Here is a 26,461-nt window from a genome sequence, read left to right on the forward strand (position 1 = left end):
GATCTAAATTACGCTTTGTTGTCCGCGGCCTTTCTTTCTGCGGCTTCTCTTTCCGCCGCGGCTAACGCTGACACTTTGATTTCCGCTTCAGCGGCCGCATCGGCTGCAGCAGAAGCGGCTTCCGCTGCGGCTTCTGCCGCTGTCTCTGACTGCTTCTTGCCTTCTTCGATCACTTCTTCGTCGATGACTTCGATATTTTCGCGGTTATCGCGGCCGGAAAGCAGATTCCAGCAGGCGATAAACAGGGCAGCAATAACCGGACCGATCACGAAACCGTTGATGCCGTAGATTTCCATGCCGCCTAGCGTAGCGATCAGGATCATATAGTCCGGCATTTTAGTGTCTTTACCGACCAGCAACGGACGAAGGATGTTATCCACCAGACCGACAATCACCACGAAGAAACCAACCAGGAACAGCCCTTTCCACAGTGCGCCCGTAGCGAAGAAGAAGATTGCCGCAGGTACCCAGATGATGGCGGAACCGACCGCTGGAATCAGGGAGAGGAAGGCCATCAGCGCGCCCCACAGCAGGCTGCCGTCGATGCCGGTAAACCAGAAGGCCAGCCCGCCGAGAATACCCTGCACGATACCGACCACCACCGTACCTTTCACCGTCGCGCGTGCCACGGCAGCAAACTTCACCATCAGGTGATGCTTCACGTAGGTGGAAAGCGGCAGCGCTTCCAGAATCAGATGCACCAGATAGGAGCCATCTTTCAGCAGGAAGAACAGCAGATAGAGCATGATGCCAAAGCCGACGGTGAAGCTGAACGTCCCTTTACCGATGATAAAGGCGCTGCCCGCCACATACTGACCGCCCTTAAGTGCAAATGAGGAGAGCTTCTGCTGAATCTGTTCGGCGTTATCCAGATTATTTTCAGCCAGGAAATGCTTCGCCCAGCGCGGCAGATGCTGCAGCAGATCGGCGAACACGGCCGGGAACTGCGATGAGTTGGTCTGCAGTTTGTGATAGACCGCGTTGGTTTCAACCACCAGTGAGGAGGCGATGATCGCCAGCGGTGTGAAGACAATCAGGCAGATACAGAACAGGGTAATTAGCGCGGCCACGCCGTTGCGGTCACCCAGTCGGTTGCGCAGCCAGGTTTTCAGCGGATGGAAAATCACCGCCAGAATCGCCGCCCATAAAATCGGCGAGAAATAGGGCGAAAGCACCTCGAAAAATGCGACGGTGGCAATAGCCAGAATCAAAATGAAAAACCCGATGTTCAATCCTTTAAAACGCATGGAGAAACCTCATCTGGAACAAACTCTGATAAACCCGACGCGCAAATTTGCTGTGTCCGGCTTCGCTTGCGCGGCAGCCTCGTGACAAATTAACGCTCAGGCTTTGCTCTTTAAATGCTGCTGCTGGCAGCATCATGCTGGCTAACTGTTTGAAAGGTCTTGCAGAAGTGATGAACGGGCAATGTGCGTTCGCTGCGTGACTTCCGGTCGGTAGCGGGCCGCCTCTGACTGCAGCCCGCTGAATCCTACATTAGCGTAGCGGTTTCGACCATTATTGGTAGGTCAGAGACTCATGTTCCTGGTGTATGCTGCCGATAACATTATTAAGTGAGCAAAAAACAGGCAGTGAGAAATGAGCAAACAGAGAGTCTTAGTGGTGCTGGTGACGCTGGTATTGACCGGCTGCGCGACCAAGCACTATCCACAGGCGGCTGCGGTGACGCCGCAAGAGACAGCGACGCTAAACTGCAACGCCCTGGATCAGGAGCTGGTCAAAGCGCACGGTGTGCAGAGTGATATCGAGCAGACCGGCCAGTTTAATGCCCTGACCGTGCTGGGTTTTGTCGGGGATTTCGGACTGGGTAATGGCATTGCAAAATACAATGCCACCCGGAAAGCGGAAAATCGGGTCACTGCGTTGCAGTCACTGAAAGCCGCAAAGTGCAGCCAGCGTCTTTCATAACGGCTGAGTCAGATCAGCCAAGCGTCCCTGCGCTGACATGTTGCAAACGGACATTTTCGGCCGCGCGTTTACCGGCCAGGAAGGCGTGATCCGAGTTGTAATATTCCCACTCGCTGTAACGACCCGACAGATGGATATCCTGAGTCAGCAGCCACTGGCGGATCAACGCCACGTTATCGCTGCGCGCATGGTCATAGACCACGTAGGCGTAAGGCATATCAACCTCAGATGCGCAGAGCAGCGGATCGTCCGCGGTGATCATGCCGACCCGGATGCAATCCTGACGGCAGCGCTCAATCAGCGCATCACCCTCCAGCGGCAGCGGATTAGCCGCGTTGTAGGTAATTTCACAGGTTAAGCCGAAGCCACCCGGCGGATTGCAGTGCGGACTGGCATTACCCTGCACAAAAATGCGATGAAATAGCGTATCGCCAGGGTAGTAAATCCAGTGTTTTTCAGTGAGGTCAGCCCGGCCAATGCCCAGATTCACACAGCGCACCGACACAAACTGCAGCTGCTGCGCCGCCAGCTGGACGCTCTCCGGCGCCTCATCACCCATCAGCTTAATCAGCTCCGGCAGCGGCATGGTGCTGATCAACTGCTCATACCGGTAGTGGCGACCATCCGCCAGCAGGGCGACATGCGCCTGCGGGTAGATGCGCGTCAATGTTGTTTCGGTCTCCAGCGTGCATTTCAGGTGCGGTAAAAAGCCTGACATCAGTGCCTGGAAGCCACCGCGCAGCGGATAGCCGAAACGGGCGTTGGGGCCGACTGGTTTCGCCAGCGGTTGCAGCGCACCATCGATGATCTGTGACAGATCGGGCAGCGGCACGCGTCCGCCGAGCCATGAGGTTTCCATGTCGGTCAGCGGCACTTTCCATAGTTTCTGGTTGTAGGGCAGGGCGAAATGCCGCGCGATGCCTTTACCCCAGGTGCGCATAATAAAGTGCTGGAAATCCTCTTTGCCCTCCACCACGCCGGTGCTGCTGCCCTCATCGGGGATTGCGCCATCCGCACAGCAATCCCGCCGCGCACGCGCCCGATCCAGCGGCACAGCGGCGACGGCTGTTTCGCCATAGCGTGCTTCGATAGCGCCCAGCACGCACTCTTTTACCACCTCGACCGGCAGGCCGTGCAGCGCGGACTGGAAGGGATAGCGGGTATAAACACCGTCGCTGTAAACCCAGGCCTCGCGCGCCTGCCAGTGCAGATTGTCGCCCAGCAGCATCTCATAGAGCTGCAACACGTAGGGATCCTGCGAGAACATGATGTGACCGGCATAGTCGAAGGTGAACCCCTGATCGTCAATCGAGCGGCACCAGCCGCCTGGGGTGCTATTTTTCTCCAGCAGCACTGCGCCTTCGCCATAGTGATACCCGGCGCTCAGACCCGTCGGTCCGGCGCCGATAATCAGGCAGGGCACCGCGTCGCTCTCCAGCATCGCTGGCGTTAAAGGCATGACGTTAGCCTGCGCGCGGGTCTGGCTGGCTGACTTCAGAGCAGGCTGACGCTGCGTCAGCGCCTGCTGGATCAGGCCATGTATCTGCTCTGCGGTGCGATCCCAGGAGGTGGCATCGACTTTTGCCTGCATCCGTCCCGCCAGCATGAGCCGTTCTGCGGCACTGATTGCCATTGCCTGTTCACAGGCGGCAATAAATTCCGCATGCGTCTCTGCAACCGCCACTTCTTCTGCGTAGTGGCGCGCCACATCGACAATGGCAGTACTGACAATCGGCAGCTGCGCTGCCATATACTCCAGCACCTTGGTCGGGGAGATGTAGCGGGTCGAAGCATTGATGGCAAACGGCATCAGACAGACATCCCAGCCCGCCAGAAACTGCGGCAGAGCCTGATACGGCTGCTGACCGAGCCAGTGAATATTGGGGCGCTGCGGCAGGCTGGCGGGATCAATTTTCACCACCGGTCCGACCATAATGATCTGCCATTCGGGATGGCTGTCTGCCAGCGCGGCTATCAGCGGCAGGTCAATACGCTCATCCAGAACGCCGTAATAACCCAGACGCTGCGACGGAATGGCATCCTGTAACGGATGACGATTCGTGCGATCGCGCGCCTGTTCAAAATGAATGGCATCAACGCTGCTGGGGAAGCAGTAAACCTGAGCGTGTTTATCACGCTTCGCTTCATAGAGGCTGGAGCCGCCGGTAAAGACCAGATCGGCGCGGGTCATGAGCGCCGATTCGCGCTGCTGCAGCTGGCGCGGCGCATTCTGGAAGGCCGAAAGCTCATCCATACAGTCGTAAATTACCAGTGCCGGATCAAAAGGCGTCAGCAGCGGCAGTGCCATTGGCGTATAGAACCAGATCAGCGGCTGATCGTCCTCCTCCAGCAGCGGCGTCAGCAGCAGCAGCAGCGGGGCGATCTGGCTGTCGTGAAAGCCGGGCGCGTCGCTGTCGGTATGTGGCTGGATCACCGTGATATTGGCGGCAGGCGAACTCTGATGCAGGCCTGGTGGCCCTGCCTGCCAGACCGGCTCCTCGACAAACAGTACGCGATAGTGCTGTGCCAGGCGAGTCAGTAGCTGCTGCGGACGCTGAAAAACAAAACCCCAGCGTAAATGGCTGAAAACGATGAGAACAGGTGGTTTCATGGTGTGCTCCTGGCTGGGATGTTGTAGGGACTGGATGTGCTGCAAAAAGCGCTGCGCCTGACGCAGGGCGTCGGCATAAGGCTGCTGTAACTGGCGGGCGTAAGGATCGGCGCCCAGAAGATCGAGATCCCACAGGCCGCTGCGGGTCCAGAAGGTGGTTTCCTCCCACAAGGGACGATCGAGAATCGGATAGAGGCAGATGCCGAGCAGATCCGCGCCCGCCAGCTGCGCCTGTGCAACCTGTGTGGCGATCTCACGGATCCAGGCGCCGCGGCCGCTGCCGACGTGGCTGGTTTCCGCCAGCAGCAGTGGCCGCTGATAACGCTGCCAGACCTGCAGCAGCAGCTGATGCAGCGGCTGGCGTCGGCTGTCGGCCAGATGCCAGTAAAGCCGCCGGTTTGAACCCTGTTCCCACTGGTTGTCGTGGTAGTAATTCACACCAATCAGATCGAGATAGCGGGGTGCGCCGCCCAGCTCCGGATTACGGCGACCACTGAGCATGTCCCATGCCTGATACTGGGTGTCACACATCTCACGTGCCAGACGGCCGCTGTCGGGATCGGCGGGATCGGGCGCGATATGGATCAGCGGATCGCAATGCAGCACACGGGCACGCGGATCGGCCTGCCAGATCGCATCACAGGCAGCCAGGGTAGCGCGCACGAGCTGCCGCTTGGCGGCATTGGCCCGATCCGGCTCCGGGATCGCCTCACAGGCGAACAGCCCGACCGAGATGCCCCAGCTGACAAAGGAGATCTCATTCATCGGGGAGTAGATCGGCGCCTGCTCATACCAGGGCGCCAGGAAGCGGGCCAGTGCACCACAGAAGGCAGCGAAACGGGGGATAAAGTCGTGATCAAACAGGCTGACGCCCGCGGGCCAGCCGTAGTGACAGATTGTCCAGCTCAGCTGAATGCCCTGCTGCTCTGCAGCCAGCATCCGTGCAGCGACTGTGGAGAAGTCATAGCGGCCGTCGCGTTCACATAGCCGCCAGCCGACGCTTTCCCGCACGGTGCGAATGGCAAAGGGGCTCAGCGCTGCATAATCTTCTGCCGCCCGCGCCAGATGCTGGTTCAGATCGTTCATCGACAGCGCAAGACCGGCCGGATTGATATGATCGGCACCTTCATAGCCGGCCTGCCAGAAACTGGAAAAGGGCGTCATGGCATCTCCCGAAAAAAAGCAACACGCTTCCCGCTGACGAGCCGCTATGAAACGGGTCAGGGCGTTACAGGTATGCAAAGCAGACTGGCGATCCTTGCCATAAGCCACAGACGCTAAATTGCAGGCAACAGAGCCTGTGACGGTTTGGATGCGTGAGATAGCAGAACTAAACGTGCGACGCTATCGGCAGGAAAAAGAGTGGCTTCTCTGAATGTTAACGGATTTTGTGGAAGCCTTACTGGAAAGTATAGACAGGGAAAGATGCTTCGCAAATTACTGAAGTGAAAAGGAAAAAGCGCAGCGGCAAAAGTCATCCATTCAGAAACAGGAATTATTCACTTTTGTCTGCGCTGTCGGGTTGATAAGCGCAGCGTGAAGCGCGTCAGCGCTATTTTCAGCTTTGTTAACCTTTTCCTGAACATGCAGACCGGTCAGACTTACCTGTTTTAACCTTACTGCTTCGCTTGCCTTTTAACGGGCTGACGACAAGATTGACTTATTACTGGCCTGAATCTGCGGGCGATCAACGGGCGGCCGGCTAAGCGGCGCGCCGCTTAAAACAGGATGTTTAACCGACTATGTTCTCATTCGACTGGCACCGCTTCTTACTTAACGACCAACCGGCCACCTTTTTGTTTGAGGTGATCGCGCGGGTTCTGATCGCTTATCTGGTGGTTTTTACTTTTCTGAAAGTGTCAGGACGACGCGGCGTGCGTCAGCTGTCGCTGTTCGAACTGGTGGTGATCCTGACGCTGGGTTCTGCGTCCGGTGACGTCACGTTTTATGACGATGTACCGGTGCTGCCGGTGATTATGGTGTTTGTGGTATTGCTGGCGCTCTACCGCCTGACCACCTGGCTGACGTCACACAGTCCGCGCTTTTCACGGCTGATTCAGGGCGACGTCATTACCCTGATTATGGATGGCCTGTATGTGCTGGAAAGTCTGGATCAGCTGAATATTTCCGAAGATGAGTTCTATATGGAGTTGCGCCAGAGCGGCGTAGAGCATCTGGGACAAATCCGGCTGGCGCTGGTGGAAGTCGATGGTCAGCTCAGCCTCTATTTCTATGATGATGACGAGATGCGCGCCGGGTTAAGCGTGCTGCCGCCAGAGCACCGGCAGGATTACAGCACCGTGCCGGTCAGCGCGCTCTACGCCTGCACCCATTGTGGCCAGACGCAGAGGATCGAGGCGGAGCAGCAGGCCGTCTGCCCGCGCTGTCAGCGACAGCGCTGGTCTGCGGCACTGAGCGTACGTCGGCTGCATTAGCTGCCAGCGCCAGCTCAGTATTCAGGTTGCGGCGTGTCGGCATTGCCGGGATTAACGTCGGCGAAAAAGGCACTGAGCGGACGCTTTTGCTGACCTGCGACGCTGAAATTATCCGCCCTCAGCCAGGCGCTCAGGGCGCGATGAACCTCCGGCCATTCACGGTCGATTATCGACAGCCAGTCTGTATCGCGGTTACGTTGTTTGCGAGTCATTACCTGACGAAAACGTCCCTCAAAGCGGAACCCCAGTCGTTCAGCTGCAAGTCGTGAAGCGACATTAGTAGAATCACAGCGCCACGCCACCCGACGATAGCTGAGAGCAAAAGCCTGTTGCAGCAGCAGAAAAATCGCCTCGCTGCCCATTGCACTGCGCTGCATCAGCGGCGACCAGGTGACGTGACCGATTTCAAGGGTGCCATGTTCTGGCTCTATGCTGGCGAAGGAGACCACACCACAGGGCTGCTGATTCAGCCCGCAGACCGTGAAGGGCACCAGGGACGCATCCGCCACTTTATCCGCAATCCAGCGCTGCATCTGCGGCAGTGAGGCGGGCCGCTCCGCGCTCAGCCAGGTCCAGTCCCGATCATCCGGTGCCTGCATAAATGCCAGCAACAGCGATTCCGCATGATCCATGCTTAATGGCAGGAGAAGGCAGTGCTGGCCGTGGATGGAGGCACTGGGCGGTCTGGCGACAGGTTGCCAGTCGGGCAGGGCTTCACCGACTGGCTGATCAAACTGATTGATGTTCACTGGCATCCTCCTGAAGAAAAACGGACGGTAAGCAGGGAAAATTAAGATGTGTTCTGACGGGCTATCCTGAACCGCGATTAAACCCGTCGCAGCTTGTTCCCGCTCTCCACATAACTTTGCCTGTTACTGACAGAAAATGAAAACCCGTCGGGCAGCATAGCGACACCGTTATCAGAGAGGTGTGCGTATGAAAGTGAGGGCGGCCAGTGCATTACTGTTTTTACTGTTATCGTTTGGTGCATTTTCACAACAGGTGATCAGCGAAAGTCATCCCCATTCACGCAGTGCGCGACTGCTGGAGCAGGGGAGTCAGGTCGATACGGCGGACTCGCCGGATGACCATCTGCTGGAGAGGCGGGAGTGGCGAAGCAGTCTTCAGCGCAAGCCGTATTAAAATGCGATCCCCGGCAGCGAGCTCTGCCGGGGATCCGGTAGTGAGGTTCAGGCGATTAAATCGTGGCCTGCGTGGCGGCCATGCCTGGCACCAGAATCACCTTCCGGCACTCCTCTTCGCGTTTAGCGAAAATATCGTAGCCGCGAGCGGCATCTTCGAGCGGCAGATGATGGGTCACAATCTCTTCCGGCGTCAGATGCCCCTGTTCAATCAGCTTCAGCAGATCGGGCAGATACGCATGCACATGCGTCTGTCCCATCTTAAAGGTCAGCCCTTTGTCGAAGGCATCACCAAACAGGAAGCCGTGAATGAATCCGGCGTAGACGCCCGGCACGCTGACGATACCGCCACGCCGCACCGCAGCAATACACTGACGCAATGCTTTACCACTGCTGCCTTCCAGCTTGAGATTGGTGAGCACGGTTTCAGTCAGGCTGCCTTTCGCCTCGAACCCGACGGCATCGACCACGGCATCCACACCGCGATTGCCGGTACTGTGTTCGATAATCCAGCCGGCCGGATCATCGATCTCATCGAAGTTAATCGGGATGACGCCGTAGCGATCGCGGGCAAAGTTTAAGCGGTAGTTGTTGTGATCAATCATGTAAATCTGTTCGGCACCCTGCTGTCGGGCGCAGGCTGCACTGAGCAGGCCAACCGGGCCGGCACCGAAAATCGCCAGGCTGGAGCCGGGTTTAACTTCGGCATTTTTAACCGCCTGCCATGCGGTGGGCAGAATGTCCGACAGGAACAGCACTTTCTCATCTGACAGTATGGACGGCACCTTGAACGGACCGGTATTGGCTTTCGGCACTCTGACATACTCCGCCTGGCCGCCGGGCACACCGCCATAGAGCTTACTGAAACCAAACAGCGCCGCGGGCGGCGTGATGTTTTTACGGTTCAGAATAGCACCCCGTCCGCTGTTAGTATTTTCACAGGCGGCATACTGGCTCAGCAGGCAGAAAAAGCAGTCGCCACAGGCGATCACAAACGGAATAACGACCCGATCGCCTTTGGCGACGGCAGTCACTGCACTGCCCGCCTCAACCACTTCGCCCATAAACTCATGGCCAAAAATATCGCCATGCCCGGTGCCGGGAATTTTGCCGCGATAAAGGTGCAGGTCTGAACCGCAAATGGCGGTAGCGGTCACGCGCAGGATAATGTCATCGGCCGCTTCCAGACCCGGGTCGGGTACGTTATCCACGCTGACTTTATGCGGGCCGTGATACGTTAATGCTTTCATTAGTTGATCTCCTGCTGACGGGGGAAGGGCAGCCAGACCAGAAGGTGTGGCTGCCTGCGAGAAAGACTCAGTGAATCTGAAATCGAAACCTGCCTGAAGTGTAGTAACCCTTTGAGGAGTAAGCAGAGCGGTGCTGGAGGCGGGGCAGTTTCAGATCGGCGGGCTGGGTGAGTGCCTTTGCAGGGCGGCGACAGTAACAGACGGCGCATCCGGTTGGCAGCCAGTGAGATCAGCCAGCGCGCGCCGGTAAGGGGTGTCGATTTGCGACGGAACCTGCCCGAGGTAGTGAAAAGCATGCTCACGCGTTTCACCGGTAAGATTCTGCAGATAGTGTCGCGCATCATCCAGCGTCGGTATCTGCCCTTCAACTCCCGCCATGCGGGCAGGCAGACCGGTCCAGATTAATCCTTCGATGCCTTTCGCCTGCGCCCATTCCGCCAGCGGTCCCACTGAGGTTTCTGTCACCGTCATCATGCCGACGCCATCGACGCGGCTGTCTGGTATCGCCTCCCGAATGCGCAACGCGCGGCAGGCACTCTCCAGTGAGGCGGTGTTCAGCCAGGCCCAGAACACCGGCACCGGGCGGGCGTTGAGGCAGATCGCCGTTGATAGTTCACCGCCGTCAGCGATGCGCACAAACTCAATCGGTACGGCAGGTCCATCATGATGCCATTGACTGGCCATCGGCAGTGCGCCAGGTTTCCAGATTAACGATCCCCATCCCAGGCAGGCAATTTTCATTCTTTTCTCCTGTGTCCCTGTCGCCGTGATCGCGACAGCGTCAGATAAAGCGTAGCCCGTTACGCTTAATCGTTACAGGGATCACCTTTTCAGGGGCAGTAAAGTGGCCGCAAAAATGGCATGATCGCCGCGCAGTCACTTTGCACAACCTGACGGTTTTTTCAGCAATCCATGCGTGTTTGTCTTCGCGGCTTGAACTTTTATCGTCAGGTAGTGTAAAAAGTGGCGCACGCAATCGATTACCTCTGCATGCACGGATCATTTTTACGCTTCACCGATCCGTCTGCAGCTGAGGCTGAGAGTGGGGCATACGTTTACCTGCCTGACGGCTCAGGTTACTGGCGGCTTTTAACACGGACTATCTGATGAAAACCACGCAAACTGGCACGCTGGGCGCGCTTGAGAGTGACGTCGATACGGGATGGCGTAAAACCGACACCATGTGGATGCTGGGTTTATACGGCACCGCAATCGGAGCCGGTGTGCTGTTCCTGCCCATCAATGCCGGTGTCGGCGGGCTGATCCCGCTCATTATCATGGCGGTGCTGGCCTTTCCGCTGACCTTCTTCGCACACCGCGCCCTGACACGCTTTGTCCTTTCCGGTAAAAATCCGGCAGGTGATATTACCGAGGTGGTCGAGGAGCATTTCGGCGTTGGCGCGGGCAAGCTGATTACGCTGCTCTATTTCTTCGCGATTTACCCGATTCTGCTGATGTACAGCGTGGCGATCACCAACACAGTTGAGAGCCTGATGGTGAATCAGCTCGGCCTGGTGCCGCCGCCGCGGGTGCTGCTGTCGCTGCTGCTGATTGTCGGCCTGATGACCATTGTGCGCTTCGGCGAGAAGATGATTGTCAAAGCGATGAGCGTGCTGGTCTATCCCTTTGTGGCGGTTTTGATGCTGATGGCCTGCTATCTGATCCCGCACTGGCACGGGGCTGCACTCTCAACCCTGAACGTTCAGCCTGCGGGCAGCAGCCTGTGGATGACGCTGTGGCTGGCGATACCGGTTATGGTCTTTTCGTTTAACCATTCACCCATCATCTCCTCCTTTGCCCTGGCGAAGCGCGAAGAGTATGGCGACGCCGCCGAGAAAAAATGCTCGCGCATTCTGGCCTGCTCGCACCTGATGATGGTGGTGACGGTGATGTTCTTTGTCTTCAGCTGCGTGCTGAGTCTGTCGCCTGACGATCTCCATGCCGCCAAGGCGCAGAACATTACCATTCTCTCCTATCTGGCGAACCATTTTCAGGTGCCGATGATTGCCTGGCTCGGGCCGCTGATTGCCATTGTGGCGATCACCAAATCGTTCCTCGGCCACTATCTGGGCGCGCGCGAAGGGTTTAACGGTATGGTCAATAAGGCGCTGCGCAGCCGCGGTAAAACTATCGCGCCTGCCAGACTGAATCGCCTGACGTCACTCTTTATGTTGCTTACCACCTGGCTGGTGGCAACGCTGGACCCGAATATTCTCGGCATGATTGAGACGCTGGGCGGGCCGGTAATTGCCATGATCCTGTTCCTGATGCCGATGTATGCCATTCACAAAGTGCCGGCGATGCGTAAGTACAGCGGGAAAATCAGTAACCTGTTTGTGGTGCTGATTGGTCTGATTGCCATCTCCGCGATTTTCTATTCGCTGGTGAAGTAACAGATCAATCAACAGGCGCCTCTCCGCGGTATTGAGAGGCGTCTGCTGTTCTGCCCGCCACGCGTCATTTCTCCATGTATCGCCAGCCCTCGCTCCCCTTTTCTAGCCAGCCGCCGCACAGTGAACCCTCTCCGTCAGACGCATCTCGTCAGCAATATTTACATTTGTTACTTTTTCACATGGTAGAGTTAACGCGAATAATTATTATTTCTTTAAAGGACAGGAGAAAAATGAAAATCGGGATTGTTGCTGCCACCACGCTGTTACTGTCAACCGCCTGCGCGGCGACCACCTATCCGGTCACGGTGACCGATATGGATGGTCAGAAAATTACGCTGCAAAAGGAGCCGCAGCATGTGATTTTGCAGGACGGACGCGACGTGATGGCGCTGGCTTTACTGGATCGACAGAACCCGTTTCAGCGGGTCGTTGCCTGGAATAACCTGCCGAAAAAGCAGGATACCCAGACCTGGGATCTGCTGAAGCAGCGCTGGCCGCAGGCGGCATCGATTGTGGATATGGGCTTTAACGATCAGGGGCAGGTCAATCTGGAGAGCGTGCTGGCGAAGCAGCCCGACCTGATGATTGCGCAGTTGCGCGCTAAACCGGCACTGACGCAGTCGGGCGTGCTGGCTACCCTGAAAAATCTGCATATCCCTGTGCTGTTCCTGGACGATGAGCTTCACCCCAAAGAGAACACCCTGAAGAGTGTGAAAGTGCTGGGTACCGTTCTGAATCGCGAAGCCGAAGCGAGAGCTTACGCTGATTTTTATCAGCAGCGCTGGCAGATGCTTCAGCAGAAGATCGCCCAGGTGCCGCACAAGCCGACGGTGTTTATTGAACCGATTGCCGGTAACACCGACAACTGCTGCTTTACCCATAGTCATAACGGCTGGGGTGCGCTGGTGGAAGCGGTCGGCGGGAAAAATATCGGCTCAGCGCTGCTGCCCGGCAGCTCAGGTTTTGTGTCGCTGGAGAAGATTATCGCCATGAAGCCGGACGTTTACATCATGACCGGTTCGAAGCGTCCGAACAGCAATGTGCTGCCGTTTGGTTATGGTGCCAGTCAGACCGACGTGACAGCTACCTTTAACCGCCTGCAGAGTCGTACCGGACTGGAGCAGATCGAACCGGTGAAACAGAAACGGGTCTATGGCGTTTATCACCATTTTTATAATCACTCTTACAACATCATCGGTATGGAAATTCTGGCTAAAGATCTCTATCCAGAGGTATTCCGTGATCTCGATCCGACGGCCGATTATCACCATATCGTAAAACAGTTCACGGCGTTGCCGGATGCGCCGGTGATCCTCAGCACGCCATAACCGGGTAAAGCGTCGGAGTGCATTTCAGCACCCTGACGTTGAACAGGTTTTAACGGGTCAGCCTGAGGCGTGATGTTCAGGCTGCCCGGTTAACATCTGGATTGCGTCAGAAGAGTTTTAAAGATATGACCTGTGTTAAGAAATCGCTAAGCAAGCGTAATACTGTGTAAGTTACGGGATTTTAAGACTTTTACAGATGTCTCTCACCAGAATTATTGCCATGATGCCGATCAACGGTGCCTGAACAGCCGTTATTTTCGGAGGCAGTATCATGAAAAAAACAACATTAACGCTTATCGCTTCACTTTTAACATGCAGCACGCTCTTCTCTCAGGTTTCACTGGCAGACGATCATGATGACGGTCAGCGTAAGCCGGTGCCGCATCAGAACAGTGATAAACGTCCTGACAATCGCGGCCCCGATCAGAATCGCGACCGCGGCAACAATCGCCATGATGATAAAAAGCCTCACGACATGGGCAATAATCGGCATGATGAAGATAACAACCATCGTGGCAGAGAATCCCGCAATGACCGTGACCATTTCGCCTGGCAGGGCCACGACTTCCGTCGCGGCCATCCTGTTCCGCAGGAATACCGCGGCGACCATTATCGCGTAGCCGACTGGCATGAACGCGGTCTGCGTGAACCGCCGCGCGGTTATCACTGGGCAAACATCGACGGCAACTATGTGCTGATTGCTGCCGCGACCGGTGTGATTACCGCGCTGGTGCTGAACAGCGCCCTGAACTGATTCTATCCTGACCGGATCGCCAGGGATGGCTACGGCCATCCCTCTTTCTTTCCGTTTTGCTGCGCCAGCGGCTATCCTGAGACTCCACGCTGAAAATTTCTTGTGTAAGGAGTCATGATGACGACGGTTAAGATGGTTGCAGTCGATATGGATGGCACATTTCTGGACGATAATAAGCAGTACAATCGATCCCGCTTTCTCGCCTGCTATCAGCAACTCACCGCCCGCGACATCAAATTTGTGGTGGCCAGCGGCAATCAGTACTACCAGCTCAAATCCTTTTTCCCGGAGATCGCCAGCGATATCGCCTTTGTGGCGGAAAACGGCGCATGGATTATTGACCGTGATGAAGAGCTGTTTTGCGGTGCCTTTGAACGCCGCGACGTTGAAGCGGTAATCAGCACCCTGCAAAACGGCGACTATCCCGGCCTGCGTTACCTGCTGTGTGGTCGTAACAGCGCGTATTACTTCGACGGCATGGAAGAGAGCTGGCTGAAGAAGATGCGCCATTACTGTCACCGGCTGAAGCCGATTCATCATCTGGATGAGGTGCAGGATGACCGGCTGTTTAAGTTCGCGCTGAACCTCTCGGATGATTACATCGAGCCACTGATGGCGGATATTGAGCGACTGCACCAAAGACGCGTGGCCGCGACGTCAAGCGGTCATGGCTCGGTCGATCTGATCGTGCCGGGAAATCACAAAGCGCACGGTCTGGATCTGCTGGCAAAACGCTGGGGGATCACGCACGACCAGGTGCTGGCCTTTGGCGATGGCGGTAACGATCTGGAGATGCTGAAACAGTCCGGCTTCAGTTTTGCCATGGACAATGCGCCAGAGCGGGTGAAGCAGGCGGCACGTTTTGCCGCGGCGTCTAATAATGAGGAGGGCGTGTTGCAGATCATTGAGCAGATGCTGGCAGGTGAGGGGCCTTTTGCCGCCCCGCGGCGCTGAGACTGAACGTGCCAGGATAGCGCTGAGCTGCTGCATGACCTGCCAGGCTGACAGGTCAGTGAAGGAGGCCAGCGCGTTGATCACGCCGTGATGTGCCAGGCCTGGGCAATCATCGTCTGCATCTGTTCGCGGCTGTAATTCACCAGCGAATTTTTACTGTTGGCACGCGCCAGGATCCACTCCACCTCAGTGCGGCTCAGCGACGGGCCATCCTGCCAGAATGGCGTGATGGCCTGCTGCTGCAGCCACTGCTTCAGAAACTGTACCGGTGAATCTGTGGATTCGCTGAAGAGCTGCGGGTGCAGCTCCGCCATCAGCGTACACTGCAGCGGCTGCTGGCTGTCAGACAGCAGATCCAGGAACGAAAACAGCAGGCGCCCGCACACTTCACCGTGATGGAACGGTTTAATCGCGCCCAGTTCCCCGGCAATACCGTGGATCACGCCCAGACCCGCACTGCTGAGACTGACGCCCCCCAGCCACGATGCCATCATCATTGCTTCACGTGCCGCGTCACCCGCCGCATCCTCGCGATTGAGGGCAGGCCACGCCTGAACAAACTGACGCAGACCGGTCAGCGCCAGCTGGCGGGTGAAGAGGTTGCCTTTGCCGGAGAGATACGCTTCAAACAGATGGGTAAAAGCATCGATGCCGCAGGTCGCCAGCACCTGCTCAGGCGCGCCTTTCAGCAGATCCGGATCAAGAATCGCGACTTCCGGCACAAAGACCGGGTGGCGCAGTGACGCTTTGATCTGAATATCCTGCTGGTCTGTCACCACCGCATTTTGCGTGACTTCGCTGCCGGTCCCGGCCGTTGTCGGAACCGCAATCAGCGGCAGCGTGATGGGCTGAACCGCAGTGTCACCTACCTTCTCCAGATAGCGGGCCGTGGGCAGCGGGTGTTGGATCATGGCGCTAAAGGCTTTCGCCGCATCCAGCACGCTGCCTCCGCCAATCGCGACCACCCGATCAACATGACCGCGCCAGCGCGCAACCCAGCCATCGATCTCAGTGGGCGAGGCTTCATGGCTGACAATTTCATAACCGAGAATGTGATCGTTGAGGTCAGCTTTTATCCGGGCATAGGCTGGCCCCTGCAGGAAAGATTGTCCGCAAAACAGCAGGGTAGGTTGTGACCGGGCGGCCAGCAGCGGCACCAGTTTATCCAGACTACCGCGACCAAAGAGGGTTCGTTGATTACTGTACAGCTCACTCAGGTTCTCACTCACCGGCGCATCCTTTTTACATTTCGCTAAAATCTGAGTGTAACGAAAAGCGCGACGCCAGCATGGGCAAACTTTCTGATAACACACTGGCAAAAAGTTGATCATCTTCGCAAAACAGAAATTCACCGTCGGCGGGGTGGTGCTTTCCTGCGGATGTTACCCTTAACATGTTATCGGTAACAGCGTTTGTCGGGATGTGTAAGCATCTTACAGCGCACTGTTTTGCAGCCCTCCGGGGATCATGATAATAAACCGACACTGAATTCCCTTCAGTGCGCAAGGTGGAGAAAACCTATGCCATTACTCTATGTGGCGATTGGCGTCGCGTTACTGCTGCTGCTGATGATTCGCTTTAAGCTTAATGGATTTATCGCGCTGATCCTGGTGGCGCTGGCGGTCGGTGTGATGCAGGGCATGCCGGTAAATAAAGTCATTACCTCAATCAAAGCGGGCGTAGGCGGCACGCTGGGCAGCCTGGCGCTAATCATGGGCTTTGGTGCCATGCTCGGTAAGTTGCTGGCCGACTGCGGCGGTGCGCAGCGTATTGCCACCACCCTGATTGAAAAATTCGGCACAAAGCATATTCAGTGGGCACTGGTGCTGACCGGTTTTATCGTCGGTTTTGCGCTGTTCTACGAAGTGGGCTTTGTCCTGATGCTGCCGCTGGTGTTCAGCGTGGCGGCGTCGGCGCGTGTGCCGCTGCTCTATGTCGGGGTGCCGATGGCGGCTGCTTTATCAGTGACGCACGGTTTTCTTCCCCCGCACCCTGGTCCTACAGCCATTGCCACGCTGTTTAATGCTGACATGGGTAAAACGCTGCTGTTCGGTACGCTGCTGGGTATCCCTACGGTAATTCTGGCGGGTCCGGTTTATGCCCGTTTCCTGAAAAACATCGACAAACCGATTCCGCAGGGACTCTATAACCCAAAAACCTTTACCGAGGCAGAAATGCCCAGCTTTGGCGTCAGCGTCTGGACGGCACTGGTGCCGGTGGTACTGATGGCGCTGCGTGCCGTGGCGGAGATGCTGCTGCCAAAAGGCCACGTACTGCTGCCCTATGCGGAGTTCTTTGGCGACCCGGTAATGGCAACGCTGATTGCGGTACTGATTGCGATCTTCACCTTTGGCCTGAATCGCGGTCGTACGATGGAACAGGTGATGGATACCCTGACCGACTCAATCAAGATCATCGCTATGATGCTGTTGATCATTGGCGGTGGCGGGGCCTTCAAACAGGTGCTGGTGGACAGCGGCGTGGATAAATATATCGCCAGCATGATGCACTCGACTCAGCTTTCACCCATCTTTATGGCCTGGTCGATTGCTGCTGTGCTGCGTATTGCCCTGGGTTCTGCCACGGTAGCGGCGATTACCGCCGGGGGCATTGTGGCACCGTTGATTGTCACCAGCGGTGCCAGCCCGGAATTAATGGTTATCGCCGTGGGTTCTGGCAGTGTAATCTTCTCGCACGTTAATGACCCTGGCTTCTGGCTGTTCAAAGAGTATTTCAACCTGACGATTGGCGAAACCATTCGCTCCTGGTCGGCGCTGGAGACCATTATTTCGGTCTGTGGTCTGGTGGGTTGCCTGCTGCTCTCCTGGGCGATTTAACCTCTGGCCGCTGGCAACCCTGCCAGCGGCTCCTCTCTTTGCTTCTCTCTGGCCCGTTTCTTTTTGTATCGCGGGCAGCCTCCAGAGCCGGCTTATTCGCAGCCTGTAACCACGAATATAAAAAGGGCCGCAAAACGCGGCCCACGGGTCTGTAATAGCGTAAATCTGGCCTCTTAATGAGGCGGTTCAAAACCGGCTTTGACCATCTGTTCGCGTAGCGCTCGCGCAATTTCGCGATTGCCGCCGGTGACCGGATAGATAACGTTGTTTACCACATCATCAAGATAGTGCTCGTCAAACTCCTGCATAGAGAGCTGCGTGCCGCCTTCATCGTTGATGGCGAAAGAACCTTTGATGTGGTTACCGCTGTTTTTGGCCTTAAGGCTGTAGCGGCCCATGCTGGTATTAATCGTACTCATAAGATCTCCTCGCGACTCATTTCAATCTCATCACTACTGAGGCCTGCCTTGCCGCCTGAATTTTAGCCAGGAATGGTCTGTAAAACGAAGAAAGAAGGCCAGTAAGAAGTGGTGTTGCGATCGTTATCTCAGAACATAAATAAAAGCAAAATCTGCTGAACTTATGAGCAGTTGAACACTGAGTGAAGCGGCGTGACAAATTTTTCTGTCTATACTGCTTACAGGAAAAATGTTTAATCAGTGAGGGGAAAAGGAAATGAAAATTATTCTGTGGATTATCGCGATCATTTTTATCGTGGGCTTACTGACCCTGACAGGGGTGTTCAAACTGATTTTCTGATGTCATAGTTTTGTTAAAGCTTCAGCGACGGCGGGCACCTAATCAGGTGCCCGAACTGTTTTCTGGCTTGCTAACAAATACTGGCTAACGGGATCCATCGGCGTATTCGGTAGCAGATCCTGTGAGCCCAGCTGTTTTTTACAGCATGCACAGCAGGCACCATGAAAGTTGCGCTTACCCTCCCGATAATCAGTGAAAACGAACCGTGCGCTTCCACACTGGCTACAGCGTATCTTCATCACCATTCTGCGTCTCATCCTCCTTTTTAATGCGCCCTGACGGATGCCTGCCTCTTTACGGTTAAGCAGATTTTATCTATTGCTGCGCAATATTATTCCGGACTGCGATGAGAAACGTAATTTCTTATGACGCTGATTGTTTGTTGCCAAATGCGAATTCAACCACTAAAAAGCACTTCATTGATCTCGCTCAATGTTTCTTTGCTGTTGGCTAAAATATCCGCTAATACCCCGCTCTGGCTGGGATTATTGGCACTGAACGCTTATCCAGGTGCAATTCAAAGCAGGAACCGCGCTCAGAAATTTAAGAATTTATGCTCATTTGATGAGCATTTGTGCCGCAACGACTGCGAGAGCCTTTAAAAATGGGTCAGGCAGAGAAAAGCGCTGTTCCGATGAAGATAAAAAAATTGCGTTTTTACTTCTGTCGCCTTCATTAAGAAGAGGAATACGTCTTAATAAGATTTTTCTTTTTAACGTAAGTGCTCTGTAACTCTTAAAGAGAAAAGGTGCGTCTTTCCAGCGGGTTAGCGTTCAGTGCAGGTCATCGACCTGCTAGCTGTTTACGGACGATTCGCAAGTCCGGAAGCAGGAAAGTGTGATGGACGCACGGAAAGGCGATATTTATCACTTTTTCATCAAATCATGCTGGACAAATCCCTCAGCAATTGCTGTACTAGACCCCGACACAGTTTAGTGTCCATTTTTCATGTAAAGGTAATATAGATGTCTAAGATCAAAGGTAACGTTAAGTGGTTTAATGAATCTAAAGGATTCGGTTTCATTACTCCTGAAGATGGCAGCAAAGATGTATTCGTACATTTCTCTGCAATCCAGAGCAACGGCTTCAAAACTCTGGCTGAAGGTCAGCGCGTAGAGTTTGAAATCACCGACGGCGCTAAAGGCCCATCTGCTGCTAACGTTATCAGTCTGTAAGTTAACAGTCAGAATTCTAAAAACCCGCCTGATGGCGGGTTTTTTTATGGCTGTAATCTGCGCTTCATCCCTTTCATCGTAACCTCCTGTATCGTCCCTGTGGCCGCACAAACTGCGCGGCGGTACACAATAAATTCCCGTAACATATTTATAACAACCTGACATGCAGCTTTTTAGTTTGCGACGCTATATAACTGAGTGACAGAACCCGGTGAGTGAGGAGGCAGGATGAACATACGTCAGGCAGAATTGAAAGACAGTTTTGCGTTGAGTGCCCTTTTGAGCGAGTTAGGCTACGGCGGCACCGAAAGCTTCATTGAACAGCGCCTGGCGCAGTTATGCAGCGATCCCAGTGAAGCGCTGCTGGTGGCGGAACATGGCAGCCAGGTGCTGGGTTTTCTTTCCCTGCATTTTATTCCTCAACTGGCCCTGGCCGGTGATTTTGCCCGCATCAGCTACTTCTGCATTGCAGAGGGTGAGCGCAGTAAAGGCGTCGGCCAGCAGCTGCTTCAGCACGCTGAAACGCTGGCAGCGCGTCGTGGCTGCGACCGTATGGAAGTTCATTGCCATCAGTCACGTCTTAAGGCGAATCAGTTCTACGCCCGCGAAGGTTATACTGAGTCCCCCCGTTATCTCATCAAAGATCTGCAAGCGGGTTAACTTCCCGTCCGGAGGCGATGACCAGTGCCCCGGCAATCATCTCCCGCTGTTCATCCCTGAGGCTGGCGATGCTGACGCGAATAAACTGCGTGGGGCCAAGCCGACAGCGCTCGCCTGGCACGACCGCAATCCCGCGGGCCGCCAGCGTAATCATGGCAAACTGCTCCGACGCTACCGGGATATAGAGGCTTAACCCGTCGCGAAGCGGCAAAGGCAGACCGCGCCGCGCCAGCGACGTCAGCATCGCTTCGCGTCGTTGCCGGTAAATTGCGCGCGCGATGGCAATCTGCTGTTGCGTTGCCTCATCCTCCAGCAGCCACGCGACTGCGTCCTGCAGAATGCGGCTGGTCCAGCTGACGCCAAAATTTCGCCATGACTGAATCCGCTTCACCATCTCCGAGGTGGCAGAGAGCACGGCCAGCCGCAGATCCGGCCCGTAGGCTTTGGAAAATGAACGGATGTGTAGCGTTCTCTCAGGAAAACAGACGCCCAGGCTCCAGCTCGCCTCCGCGGAGAGATCGCCAATCCCATCATCCTCAACAATCAGTGTGCTGCTCATTTGCAGAACCTGCGCCAGTGCCTGACGTCGCGCCACACTGATGCTGTTCCCGGTAGCGGAGTGAGTACGGGGCTGATAGATCAGCATCACCGGTGCCTGCTCCAGCAGAACAGACAGGACATCCGGCAGCGGACCCTCCTCATCACACGCCAGCGGCAGGATCTCTGCGCCGACGTTATCCAGCATATCGAGCAGCCGGGTTGCGGTTGGATCTTCAATAATCACCCGGTCACCCGGCGAGACGAGGGTTTGCACCAGCAGGTTCATCGCATCAAAACCTCCATCCGTTGCCAGAAACGCTTCTGCCGCATAGGGCCAGCGCGGCTTAATCGCCTGAAGCAGCGGCGCTGAAATCGCTTCGCGGGTGTAGCTATTGAGTTGCGGTGAGTGCAGAGCTGCCTGCAGCGCTTGCTGCAGATCAGGCAGCAGGGCAGGGTCGGGCGAGGCCAGAGTCAGATCGGCGCGGATGTTATCGCCGTAATTACCGATCTTCTCAAAGCGAATCGGACGCGGCATCACCGTGTTACCACTGACCCAGACACCACTGCGTCCTTTGCCCGCCAGTACTTTCTGCTTTCTGAGTTGCGCCCAGGCAGCAGAAACGGTTGCCGGACTGATGCCCAACTGCTCCGCAATCTCCCGTACCGCAGGCATCTGCATGCCTGTCGCAATCTGTCCATCCCGAATCAGGGCGGAGGCGGCCTGGGCGATGCCTTTCACTGAAGGCGATGTTATCTGGCTGCAAAACCAGTTGAGGTCAACGCTCTCTGTCATAAGAAAATACTTTGTTCAGTAACAAAATAGTGATTGTTCAGATAAGTATTACGGCTCTAGTATCAAATTCAAGCACTATTTTAAGCCCCTTACCGATGGCGAAGCGTAAACGGAGAGATCATGGCAAAGCTACTCATCAGACTGGCGGTACGCGACTGGGACTACTTCACCCCACTGGCGCTGGGCGATATCAGACCGGAAGGCTTTGATCTGCAGATCGACCGCGTCGGCACGCTGGTGAATGACCTGGCGACCAGCCCTGATTATGACGCGGGCGAAGTCTCCTTCAGCCGCTACGCCCAGAGCCGGGCCAGAGGCGACGAAACCTTACTCGGTCTGCCGCACTTTCTGATGCGCGGCTTCCGTCAGCGCTGCATCATCACCACCGCCAGCAGCTCCCTCACTACGCCTGCAGAGCTGAAAGGCAAAAGGATTGGCGTCACCGGCTGGCAGGATTCGGGTAATACCTGGACACGCACGGTGCTGCGTGAAGCAGGCGTCGAAATTGATGATGTCTTCTGGTATGCCGGTCGTCTTACGGCAGAGCATCCGATAGTCGATCGGCTGGCGGGATTTGGCCGGCCCGGCCGCATTGAGCCGGCTCCTGACGAGCGACCGCTGATTGAGATGCTGCAGGCAGGTGAGCTGGATGCCATCTTCACCCCCTTTATGCCGGAGGGCTTTTTCCTGCCTGATTCGGGTCTGCGGCAGCTGCAGATCGATTTTTATCAGGCGGAACGGGACTACTTTCACCGTGTCGGCTATGTGCCGGGCATTCATATTCTGGCCCTTAAACCGGCGCTGGCGGCGGAACATCCGTGGCTGCCTGCGGCATTAAGTGAAGTGATCGATCGCTCTTATCAGCTGTGGATGCAGAAAAGAGAGAAATATGCCGACACCACGCCGTGGCTGCTGGACGATTTGCGACGCACTGCGCAGGAATTACCGGCGGACTGGAATCAGAATGGTTTTAGCGCTAACAGGAAGATGATTGCGGACTTTAGCCGCGAGCTTTATCAGCAGGGACTGACCCACCAATTACTGACGCCGGAAGCGATGTTTCCAGCCGCTGCGGGAGAAGAGAAATGATGAAAGTGGCACTGGGACAGTTTGCGGTAAGCCGCGAATGGCAGGACAACGCTCATATCTGTCTGGATTTAATGCAGCGGGCGTCAGACGGGGGGGCCGATCTGCTGGTCCTGCCGGAAGGTGTGCTGGCGCGTGATATTGCCGACCCTGATTTAGTGCTGAAGGCAGCACAGCCGCTGGATGGCCCTTTTCTGAGCCAGTTGCTGGCCGCCAGCAAGCACACTACGCTGACCACCATGATGAGCGTTCACGTTCCCACCGACCAGCAAAAAGCGCTCAACGTGCTGGTGGCTATCCGTAACGGTGAGATCATCGCCGCCTATGAAAAGCTGCATCTGTACGATGCCTTTGCGATGCAGGAGTCGCAGCGGGTCAATCCGGGCCACGTCATTCCGCCGCTGATTGACGTCGCGGGTATGAAAGTCGGATTAATGACCTGCTATGACGTACGTTTCCCGGAGCTGGCGCGTCGGCTGGTGCTGGATGGTGCAGACGTACTGGTGCTGCCTGCAGCCTGGGTTAAAGGTCCGCTGAAAGAGATGCACTGGGAGTTACTGACCCGCGCCCGTGCGCTGGAGAATACCTGCTATATGGTGGCGGTGGGCGAGTGTGGCCCACGCAATATCGGCAACAGTCTGGTGGTCGATCCGCTGGGCGTCGCGGTGGCGAATGCGGCGGAGTCACCCGCACTACTGTTTGCCGATCTCGACCCTGAGCGCGTCGCCTATGCCCGCCGGGTACTGCCAGTGCTGGAGAACCGACGCTTCGCCCGTCCCGAACTCAACTGATCCGCTGAACCAGGAATTCCTTATGACGAAGAGAGCAACCGCCTTAATCGTGGCGCTGGGGCTGACTGCCTCCCTGGCGCAGGCTGCCGACGCTATTCCGGTGCAAAAAGTTGACCAGGCGCTGCATGATCGGCTGCCGGATGAGATCAAAAAAGCGGGCAAAATGATTTCAGTGAACAACGGTTCATTTCCGCCCTATGAAATCGTTAATGGCCCGCACGCGATGGAGGGCGCCTCAGCGGAGCTAACCACCGCGCTGGCGCAACTGCTGGGTGTGAAGATCGAGCATGCGACGGTGAGCGGCCTGTCAGGCGTGCTGACCGGCATCAATGCGGGTCGCTATCAGCTGGCGATTGGCCCGATTGGTGATTACCCGGACCGCCAGCAGAAAGTGGACTTCGTCGATTTTGTGCAGGAGTTTGTGGTGTTCGGCGTGCAGAAAGGGAATCCGGCAAAAATTAATCAGCTGGATGACACCTGCGGCAAGCGTATTGCGGTTATGGCCGCCGGCTCTGCGGAACAGGTTATCCGTAAACAGTCAGCGCAGTGTGTGGCCGATGGAAAGCCGGCGGTGACGGTGCAGGCCTTTACCGATCAGCCTTCGTCTATTCTGGCGGTGCGCTCTAAACGTTCCGATGCCTTCTTCTCATCACAGGCTCCACTGACTTACTTTGTTAATCAGGCGAAGGGACAACTTGAACTGGCGGGCAAAGGGCACAAAAACGGTTTTGGCGATATCTTCCAGGGTACTGTGGTGCCAAAAGGCTCACCGCTGGGCCTGGTGGTGCTGGATGCCTACAAAGAGCTGTATCAGAACGGCACTTATGCAGCGATCATGAAAAAGTGGCAGCTTGAGGGCAACATGACCAAAGCACCCGGGCTGAATCTGGCGAAAGAGGCCAGCAAATGAGCCCGTCTCGCCATCTGTACCGCGATGAGAGTGGCGAGGCGCAGCTGCGCGACGTGGCGTTCGCCCGCAGCGCGCCCACTTACGGCCGCTGGATCAGCTGTATTCTGGTGCTGGTAATCGGCTCGAATCTGCTGTGGCTGGTGGCGACCAATCCTAATTTTGAGTGGCAGGTGGTGCTGAAGTGGTTTACCGAAGAATCCGTACTGAAAGGGTTGCAGGTCACTCTGGGGCTGACGGTCGTGTCGATGATACTGGGCACGCTGCTGGGTCTGCTGCTGGGCGTCTGGCGGCTCTCTGAAAACCGGCTGCTGCGCGGCGTCGCCGGACTCTATATCTGGTTCTTCCGGGGTACGCCGCTACTGGTGCAGCTGATCTTCTGGTACAACCTTTCTACGCTGTTTCCCGCGCTGTCGCTGACGCTGCCGTGGAGCAGCGTCACGCTGGCCAGCTGGAACACCAACGATCTGATTACGCCGCTGACGGCAGCCATTGCCGGGCTGGCACTGAATGAAGCGGCCTATATGGCGGAAATTATTCGCGCCGGTCTGCTGTCGGTGGATAACGGTCAGGTGGAGACCACGCAAGCCTTTGGCATGAGCCGGTCGCGGGCGCTGCGACGCATCATTATTCCGCAGGCGATGCGGTCTATCATTCCGCCCACCGGCAACCAGTTGATCAGCATGATCAAGGCGACGTCGCTGGTCAGCGTGATCGCGATGGGCGATCTGCTCTACTCGGTGCAGGCGATCTACAACCGCACCTTCGAGATCATCCCGATGCTGATGGTGGCAGTGATCTGGTATCTGCTGATCACCTCGATCCTCAATCTGGGCCAGTCCGCCATCGAGCGCTACTATGCGCGTGGCACCCGCCGGGTGGCCAGCGTCCCCAGACGCGCCGCGACGGTAGCGGGCAGCGCGCAATCTCAGCGGGAGGAACAATGAGTCAGAGTGAACCCCTGGTCTGTGCCCGTAACGTGCAGAAGAATTATGGCGACAATCAGGTCCTGAAAGGAATCGATCTGGATGTCTGGCCCGGCGAAGTGGTGGTGATTCTCGGACCCTCCGGGTCCGGCAAATCCACGTTTCTGCGCTGCATCAATCATCTTGAAGAGATGAACGCCGGATCGATTCGGGTCGGCGAAGAGCAGATTGGCTATGTGCTGAAAGGGCATGTGCTGCATCGGCTTACGCCACGCCAGATCGCCCGTCAGCGTCAGAAAATCGGCATGGTGTTTCAGCAGTTCAATCTCTATCCGCATATGACGGTACTGCAGAACATCATTGAAGCGCCCATCGGCGTGCATAAATTTCCGCGTCAGGAGGCAATGGCACACGCCCGAGCGCTGCTGGCGACGGTGGGATTAAGTGATAAAGCGGACGCCTGGCCGCGCCACCTGTCGGGTGGACAGCAGCAGCGTGTGGCGATTGCGCGGGCGCTGGCAATCAAGCCGCAGCTGATGCTGTTTGATGAACCGACCTCTGCACTCGATCCGGAACTGGTGGGGGAAGTACTGGCAACCATGCGTACCCTGGCAGATCAGGGTTTGACGATGATTGTGGTAACCCACGAAATCAGCTTTGCGCGGGAAGCCGCCGATCGCGTCGTCTTTATGGATGGCGGGGTGGTGGTGGAGCAGGGCACGCCAGAAGAGGTGATCGCGAATCCGCAGCATCCACGGACCCAGGCGTTTCTCAGTCGCTTCATCTGAGATCTTACTCTGTTACAGATTCCAGTTGTCGCCGCAGGCAAACTGCGCGTAAATAACAGTCACCGTGATTCGATAAAGTTGAAAGGTTAAATATGGAAGGTATCAGTATTGCCAAGCTGCTGATTATCGGTGCGCTTATCGTACTGCTTTTTGGTACCAATAAGTTGCGCTCTCTGGGCGGCGATCTGGGCTCCGCGATCAAGGGCTTCAAAAAAGCCATGAAAGACGAAGATACCAGTGCAACCCGAACAACGGCTGAAGACGTGCCGGCAGAACGCGTCGTTCATAAAGATTAATCGGTTATTTGCTGCAAATAACTGTTACTTTTTATTTCAGGCCATTTCAGGCACGTATAAAAAAACCAGGCTGTTTCCAGTCTGGTTTTTTGTTTTTCAGGCGTCTG

At 56.0% G+C, this 26,461-nt stretch carries 24 protein-coding genes; 16 read left to right on the plus strand and 8 right to left on the minus strand.

The genetic code is table 11. The annotated features are described in order from the left end of the window. Nucleotides 1-8: 8 nt before the first annotated feature. The gene (locus FA92_RS03755) at nt 9-1,247 is read right to left on the minus strand and encodes an AI-2E family transporter (protein WP_033782274.1); all 1,239 of its coding nucleotides are present in this window, start codon (nt 1,245-1,247) and stop codon (nt 9-11) included. Between the two features lie 352 nt (nt 1,248-1,599). On the opposite strand from FA92_RS03755, the gene FA92_RS03760 reads away from it, so the two are divergent. Further along, complete coding sequence (locus FA92_RS03760; RefSeq protein ID WP_013357070.1) at nt 1,600-1,929, plus strand: hypothetical protein; 330 nt, start codon at nt 1,600-1,602, stop codon at nt 1,927-1,929. A 13-nt stretch (nt 1,930-1,942) separates the two neighbouring features. On the opposite strand, the gene FA92_RS03765 is transcribed toward FA92_RS03760, so the two are convergent. After that, nucleotides 1,943-5,704, minus strand: coding sequence for an NAD(P)-binding protein (locus FA92_RS03765; protein WP_033782276.1), 3,762 nt, complete (start codon nt 5,702-5,704; stop codon nt 1,943-1,945). A 578-nt stretch (nt 5,705-6,282) separates the two neighbouring features. On the opposite strand from FA92_RS03765, the gene FA92_RS03770 reads away from it, so the two are divergent. Next, entirely contained in the window at nt 6,283-6,975 is a 693-nt protein-coding gene (locus FA92_RS03770; protein ID WP_033782277.1) for a YetF domain-containing protein, read from the plus strand. Between the two features lie 14 nt (nt 6,976-6,989). Here FA92_RS03770 and FA92_RS03775 read toward each other — a convergent pair whose 3' ends face one another. After that, entirely contained in the window at nt 6,990-7,724 is a 735-nt protein-coding gene (locus FA92_RS03775) for a GNAT family protein (protein WP_033784529.1), read from the minus strand. A gap of 187 nt (nt 7,725-7,911) precedes the next feature. Between FA92_RS03775 and FA92_RS03780 the strand changes: the two genes are divergently transcribed. After that, nucleotides 7,912-8,118: a hypothetical protein gene (locus tag FA92_RS03780; protein WP_033782279.1), complete on the plus strand. Its 207-nt coding sequence runs from the start codon at nt 7,912-7,914 to the stop codon at nt 8,116-8,118. Nucleotides 8,119-8,173: 55 nt separating this feature from the next. Here FA92_RS03780 and FA92_RS03785 read toward each other — a convergent pair whose 3' ends face one another. Beyond that, the gene (locus tag FA92_RS03785) at nt 8,174-9,367 is read right to left on the minus strand and encodes a zinc-dependent alcohol dehydrogenase (RefSeq protein ID WP_033782280.1); all 1,194 of its coding nucleotides are present in this window, start codon (nt 9,365-9,367) and stop codon (nt 8,174-8,176) included. Nucleotides 9,368-9,517: 150 nt separating this feature from the next. Beyond that, on the minus strand, nt 9,518-10,108 hold the full coding sequence (locus FA92_RS03790; protein ID WP_033782282.1) for a hypothetical protein: 591 nt from the start codon (nt 10,106-10,108) through the stop codon (nt 9,518-9,520). A 365-nt stretch (nt 10,109-10,473) separates the two neighbouring features. Here FA92_RS03790 and FA92_RS03795 point away from each other — a divergent pair, with 365 nt between their 5' ends. The 4 genes from FA92_RS03795 to FA92_RS03810 all read left to right on the plus strand — a co-directional run bounded on the left by FA92_RS03795 (nt 10,474) and on the right by FA92_RS03810 (nt 14,796). Continuing rightward, complete coding sequence (locus FA92_RS03795) at nt 10,474-11,760, plus strand: HAAAP family serine/threonine permease (RefSeq protein WP_033732037.1); 1,287 nt, start codon at nt 10,474-10,476, stop codon at nt 11,758-11,760. 230 nt (nt 11,761-11,990) lie between these two features. After that, entirely contained in the window at nt 11,991-13,088 is a 1,098-nt protein-coding gene (locus FA92_RS03800; protein WP_033782284.1) for an ABC transporter substrate-binding protein, read from the plus strand. A 271-nt stretch (nt 13,089-13,359) separates the two neighbouring features. Beyond that, nucleotides 13,360-13,842, plus strand: coding sequence for an RcnB family protein (locus tag FA92_RS03805; RefSeq protein ID WP_013357080.1), 483 nt, complete (start codon nt 13,360-13,362; stop codon nt 13,840-13,842). 117 nt (nt 13,843-13,959) lie between these two features. Beyond that, nucleotides 13,960-14,796, plus strand: coding sequence for a Cof-type HAD-IIB family hydrolase (locus FA92_RS03810; protein WP_033782286.1), 837 nt, complete (start codon nt 13,960-13,962; stop codon nt 14,794-14,796). A gap of 80 nt (nt 14,797-14,876) precedes the next feature. Here the strand turns inward: FA92_RS03810 and FA92_RS03815 are convergent, their stop codons facing one another. Beyond that, nucleotides 14,877-16,025 (minus strand): iron-containing alcohol dehydrogenase, encoded by a 1,149-nt coding sequence (locus FA92_RS03815; protein ID WP_033784530.1) that lies wholly within the window; start codon nt 16,023-16,025, stop codon nt 14,877-14,879. 291 nt (nt 16,026-16,316) lie between these two features. Here FA92_RS03815 and gntT point away from each other — a divergent pair, with 291 nt between their 5' ends. Next, nucleotides 16,317-17,633, plus strand: a complete 1,317-nt coding sequence (gene gntT / locus FA92_RS03820; RefSeq protein WP_013357083.1) for a gluconate transporter — start codon at nt 16,317-16,319, stop codon at nt 17,631-17,633. A 173-nt stretch (nt 17,634-17,806) separates the two neighbouring features. Here gntT and FA92_RS03825 read toward each other — a convergent pair whose 3' ends face one another. After that, nucleotides 17,807-18,052 (minus strand): hypothetical protein, encoded by a 246-nt coding sequence (locus FA92_RS03825; protein ID WP_013357084.1) that lies wholly within the window; start codon nt 18,050-18,052, stop codon nt 17,807-17,809. Between the two features lie 1,305 nt (nt 18,053-19,357). Between FA92_RS03825 and cspE the strand changes: the two genes are divergently transcribed. Further along, nucleotides 19,358-19,567 (plus strand): transcription antiterminator/RNA stability regulator CspE, encoded by a 210-nt coding sequence (gene cspE, locus FA92_RS03830; protein WP_006118399.1) that lies wholly within the window; start codon nt 19,358-19,360, stop codon nt 19,565-19,567. 228 nt (nt 19,568-19,795) lie between these two features. Beyond that, on the plus strand, nt 19,796-20,227 hold the full coding sequence (locus FA92_RS03835) for a GNAT family N-acetyltransferase (protein WP_033782287.1): 432 nt from the start codon (nt 19,796-19,798) through the stop codon (nt 20,225-20,227). Here the strand turns inward: FA92_RS03835 and FA92_RS03840 are convergent. Then, nucleotides 20,205-21,560, minus strand: a complete 1,356-nt coding sequence (locus FA92_RS03840) for an aminotransferase class I/II-fold pyridoxal phosphate-dependent enzyme (RefSeq protein WP_033782290.1) — start codon at nt 21,558-21,560, stop codon at nt 20,205-20,207. The genes FA92_RS03835 and FA92_RS03840 overlap by 23 nt on opposite strands. 120 nt (nt 21,561-21,680) lie before the next feature. On the opposite strand from FA92_RS03840, the gene FA92_RS03845 reads away from it, so the two are divergent. The 6 genes from FA92_RS03845 (at nt 21,681) to tatE (ending at nt 26,354) form a co-directional block, all read left to right on the plus strand. Continuing rightward, nucleotides 21,681-22,649, plus strand: a complete 969-nt coding sequence (locus tag FA92_RS03845) for an ABC transporter substrate-binding protein (protein ID WP_033782292.1) — start codon at nt 21,681-21,683, stop codon at nt 22,647-22,649. Further along, on the plus strand, nt 22,649-23,437 hold the full coding sequence (locus FA92_RS03850; protein WP_033782295.1) for a deaminated glutathione amidase: 789 nt from the start codon (nt 22,649-22,651) through the stop codon (nt 23,435-23,437). The genes FA92_RS03845 and FA92_RS03850 overlap by 1 nt, the downstream gene beginning before the upstream one ends. Nucleotides 23,438-23,459: 22 nt before the next feature. Then, entirely contained in the window at nt 23,460-24,347 is an 888-nt protein-coding gene (locus tag FA92_RS03855; protein WP_033782297.1) for an ABC transporter substrate-binding protein, read from the plus strand. Next, on the plus strand, nt 24,344-25,291 hold the full coding sequence (locus tag FA92_RS03860) for an amino acid ABC transporter permease (RefSeq protein ID WP_033782299.1): 948 nt from the start codon (nt 24,344-24,346) through the stop codon (nt 25,289-25,291). Before FA92_RS03855 ends, FA92_RS03860 begins: the two co-directional genes overlap by 4 nt. Beyond that, the gene (locus tag FA92_RS03865; RefSeq protein ID WP_033782301.1) at nt 25,288-26,058 is read left to right on the plus strand and encodes an amino acid ABC transporter ATP-binding protein; all 771 of its coding nucleotides are present in this window, start codon (nt 25,288-25,290) and stop codon (nt 26,056-26,058) included. Before FA92_RS03860 ends, FA92_RS03865 begins: the two co-directional genes overlap by 4 nt. Nucleotides 26,059-26,150: 92 nt before the next feature. Beyond that, nucleotides 26,151-26,354: a twin-arginine translocase subunit TatE gene (tatE, locus tag FA92_RS03870; protein ID WP_003854033.1), complete on the plus strand. Its 204-nt coding sequence runs from the start codon at nt 26,151-26,153 to the stop codon at nt 26,352-26,354. Nucleotides 26,355-26,461: the final 107 nt, after the last annotated feature.

Origin of the sequence: Pantoea sp. 9140 (assembly GCF_000745295.1) — a bacterium.
Lineage (GTDB): Bacteria > Pseudomonadota > Gammaproteobacteria > Enterobacterales > Enterobacteriaceae > Pantoea > Pantoea vagans.

Coding starts and splice junctions, on each gene's coding strand:
- tatE (WP_003854033.1), top strand. CDS start 26,151: ATGGAAGGTATCAGTATTGCCAAGCTGCTGATTATCGGTGCGCTTATC.
- FA92_RS03810 (WP_033782286.1), top strand. CDS start 13,960: ATGACGACGGTTAAGATGGTTGCAGTCGATATGGATGGCACATTTCTG.
- FA92_RS03785 (WP_033782280.1), bottom strand. CDS start 9,367: ATGAAAGCATTAACGTATCACGGCCCGCATAAAGTCAGCGTGGATAAC.
- FA92_RS03865 (WP_033782301.1), top strand. CDS start 25,288: ATGAGTCAGAGTGAACCCCTGGTCTGTGCCCGTAACGTGCAGAAGAAT.
- FA92_RS03765 (WP_033782276.1), bottom strand. CDS start 5,704: ATGACGCCCTTTTCCAGTTTCTGGCAGGCCGGCTATGAAGGTGCCGAT.
- FA92_RS03860 (WP_033782299.1), top strand. CDS start 24,344: ATGAGCCCGTCTCGCCATCTGTACCGCGATGAGAGTGGCGAGGCGCAG.
- cspE (WP_006118399.1), top strand. CDS start 19,358: ATGTCTAAGATCAAAGGTAACGTTAAGTGGTTTAATGAATCTAAAGGA.
- FA92_RS03790 (WP_033782282.1), bottom strand. CDS start 10,108: ATGAAAATTGCCTGCCTGGGATGGGGATCGTTAATCTGGAAACCTGGC.
- FA92_RS03770 (WP_033782277.1), top strand. CDS start 6,283: ATGTTCTCATTCGACTGGCACCGCTTCTTACTTAACGACCAACCGGCC.
- FA92_RS03825 (WP_013357084.1), bottom strand. CDS start 18,052: ATGAGTACGATTAATACCAGCATGGGCCGCTACAGCCTTAAGGCCAAA.
- FA92_RS03800 (WP_033782284.1), top strand. CDS start 11,991: ATGAAAATCGGGATTGTTGCTGCCACCACGCTGTTACTGTCAACCGCC.
- FA92_RS03850 (WP_033782295.1), top strand. CDS start 22,649: ATGAAAGTGGCACTGGGACAGTTTGCGGTAAGCCGCGAATGGCAGGAC.
- FA92_RS03840 (WP_033782290.1), bottom strand. CDS start 21,560: ATGACAGAGAGCGTTGACCTCAACTGGTTTTGCAGCCAGATAACATCG.
- FA92_RS03755 (WP_033782274.1), bottom strand. CDS start 1,247: ATGCGTTTTAAAGGATTGAACATCGGGTTTTTCATTTTGATTCTGGCT.
- FA92_RS03805 (WP_013357080.1), top strand. CDS start 13,360: ATGAAAAAAACAACATTAACGCTTATCGCTTCACTTTTAACATGCAGC.
- FA92_RS03845 (WP_033782292.1), top strand. CDS start 21,681: ATGGCAAAGCTACTCATCAGACTGGCGGTACGCGACTGGGACTACTTC.
- FA92_RS03780 (WP_033782279.1), top strand. CDS start 7,912: ATGAAAGTGAGGGCGGCCAGTGCATTACTGTTTTTACTGTTATCGTTT.
- FA92_RS03855 (WP_033782297.1), top strand. CDS start 23,460: ATGACGAAGAGAGCAACCGCCTTAATCGTGGCGCTGGGGCTGACTGCC.
- FA92_RS03835 (WP_033782287.1), top strand. CDS start 19,796: ATGAACATACGTCAGGCAGAATTGAAAGACAGTTTTGCGTTGAGTGCC.
- FA92_RS03795 (WP_033732037.1), top strand. CDS start 10,474: ATGAAAACCACGCAAACTGGCACGCTGGGCGCGCTTGAGAGTGACGTC.
- gntT (WP_013357083.1), top strand. CDS start 16,317: ATGCCATTACTCTATGTGGCGATTGGCGTCGCGTTACTGCTGCTGCTG.
- FA92_RS03760 (WP_013357070.1), top strand. CDS start 1,600: ATGAGCAAACAGAGAGTCTTAGTGGTGCTGGTGACGCTGGTATTGACC.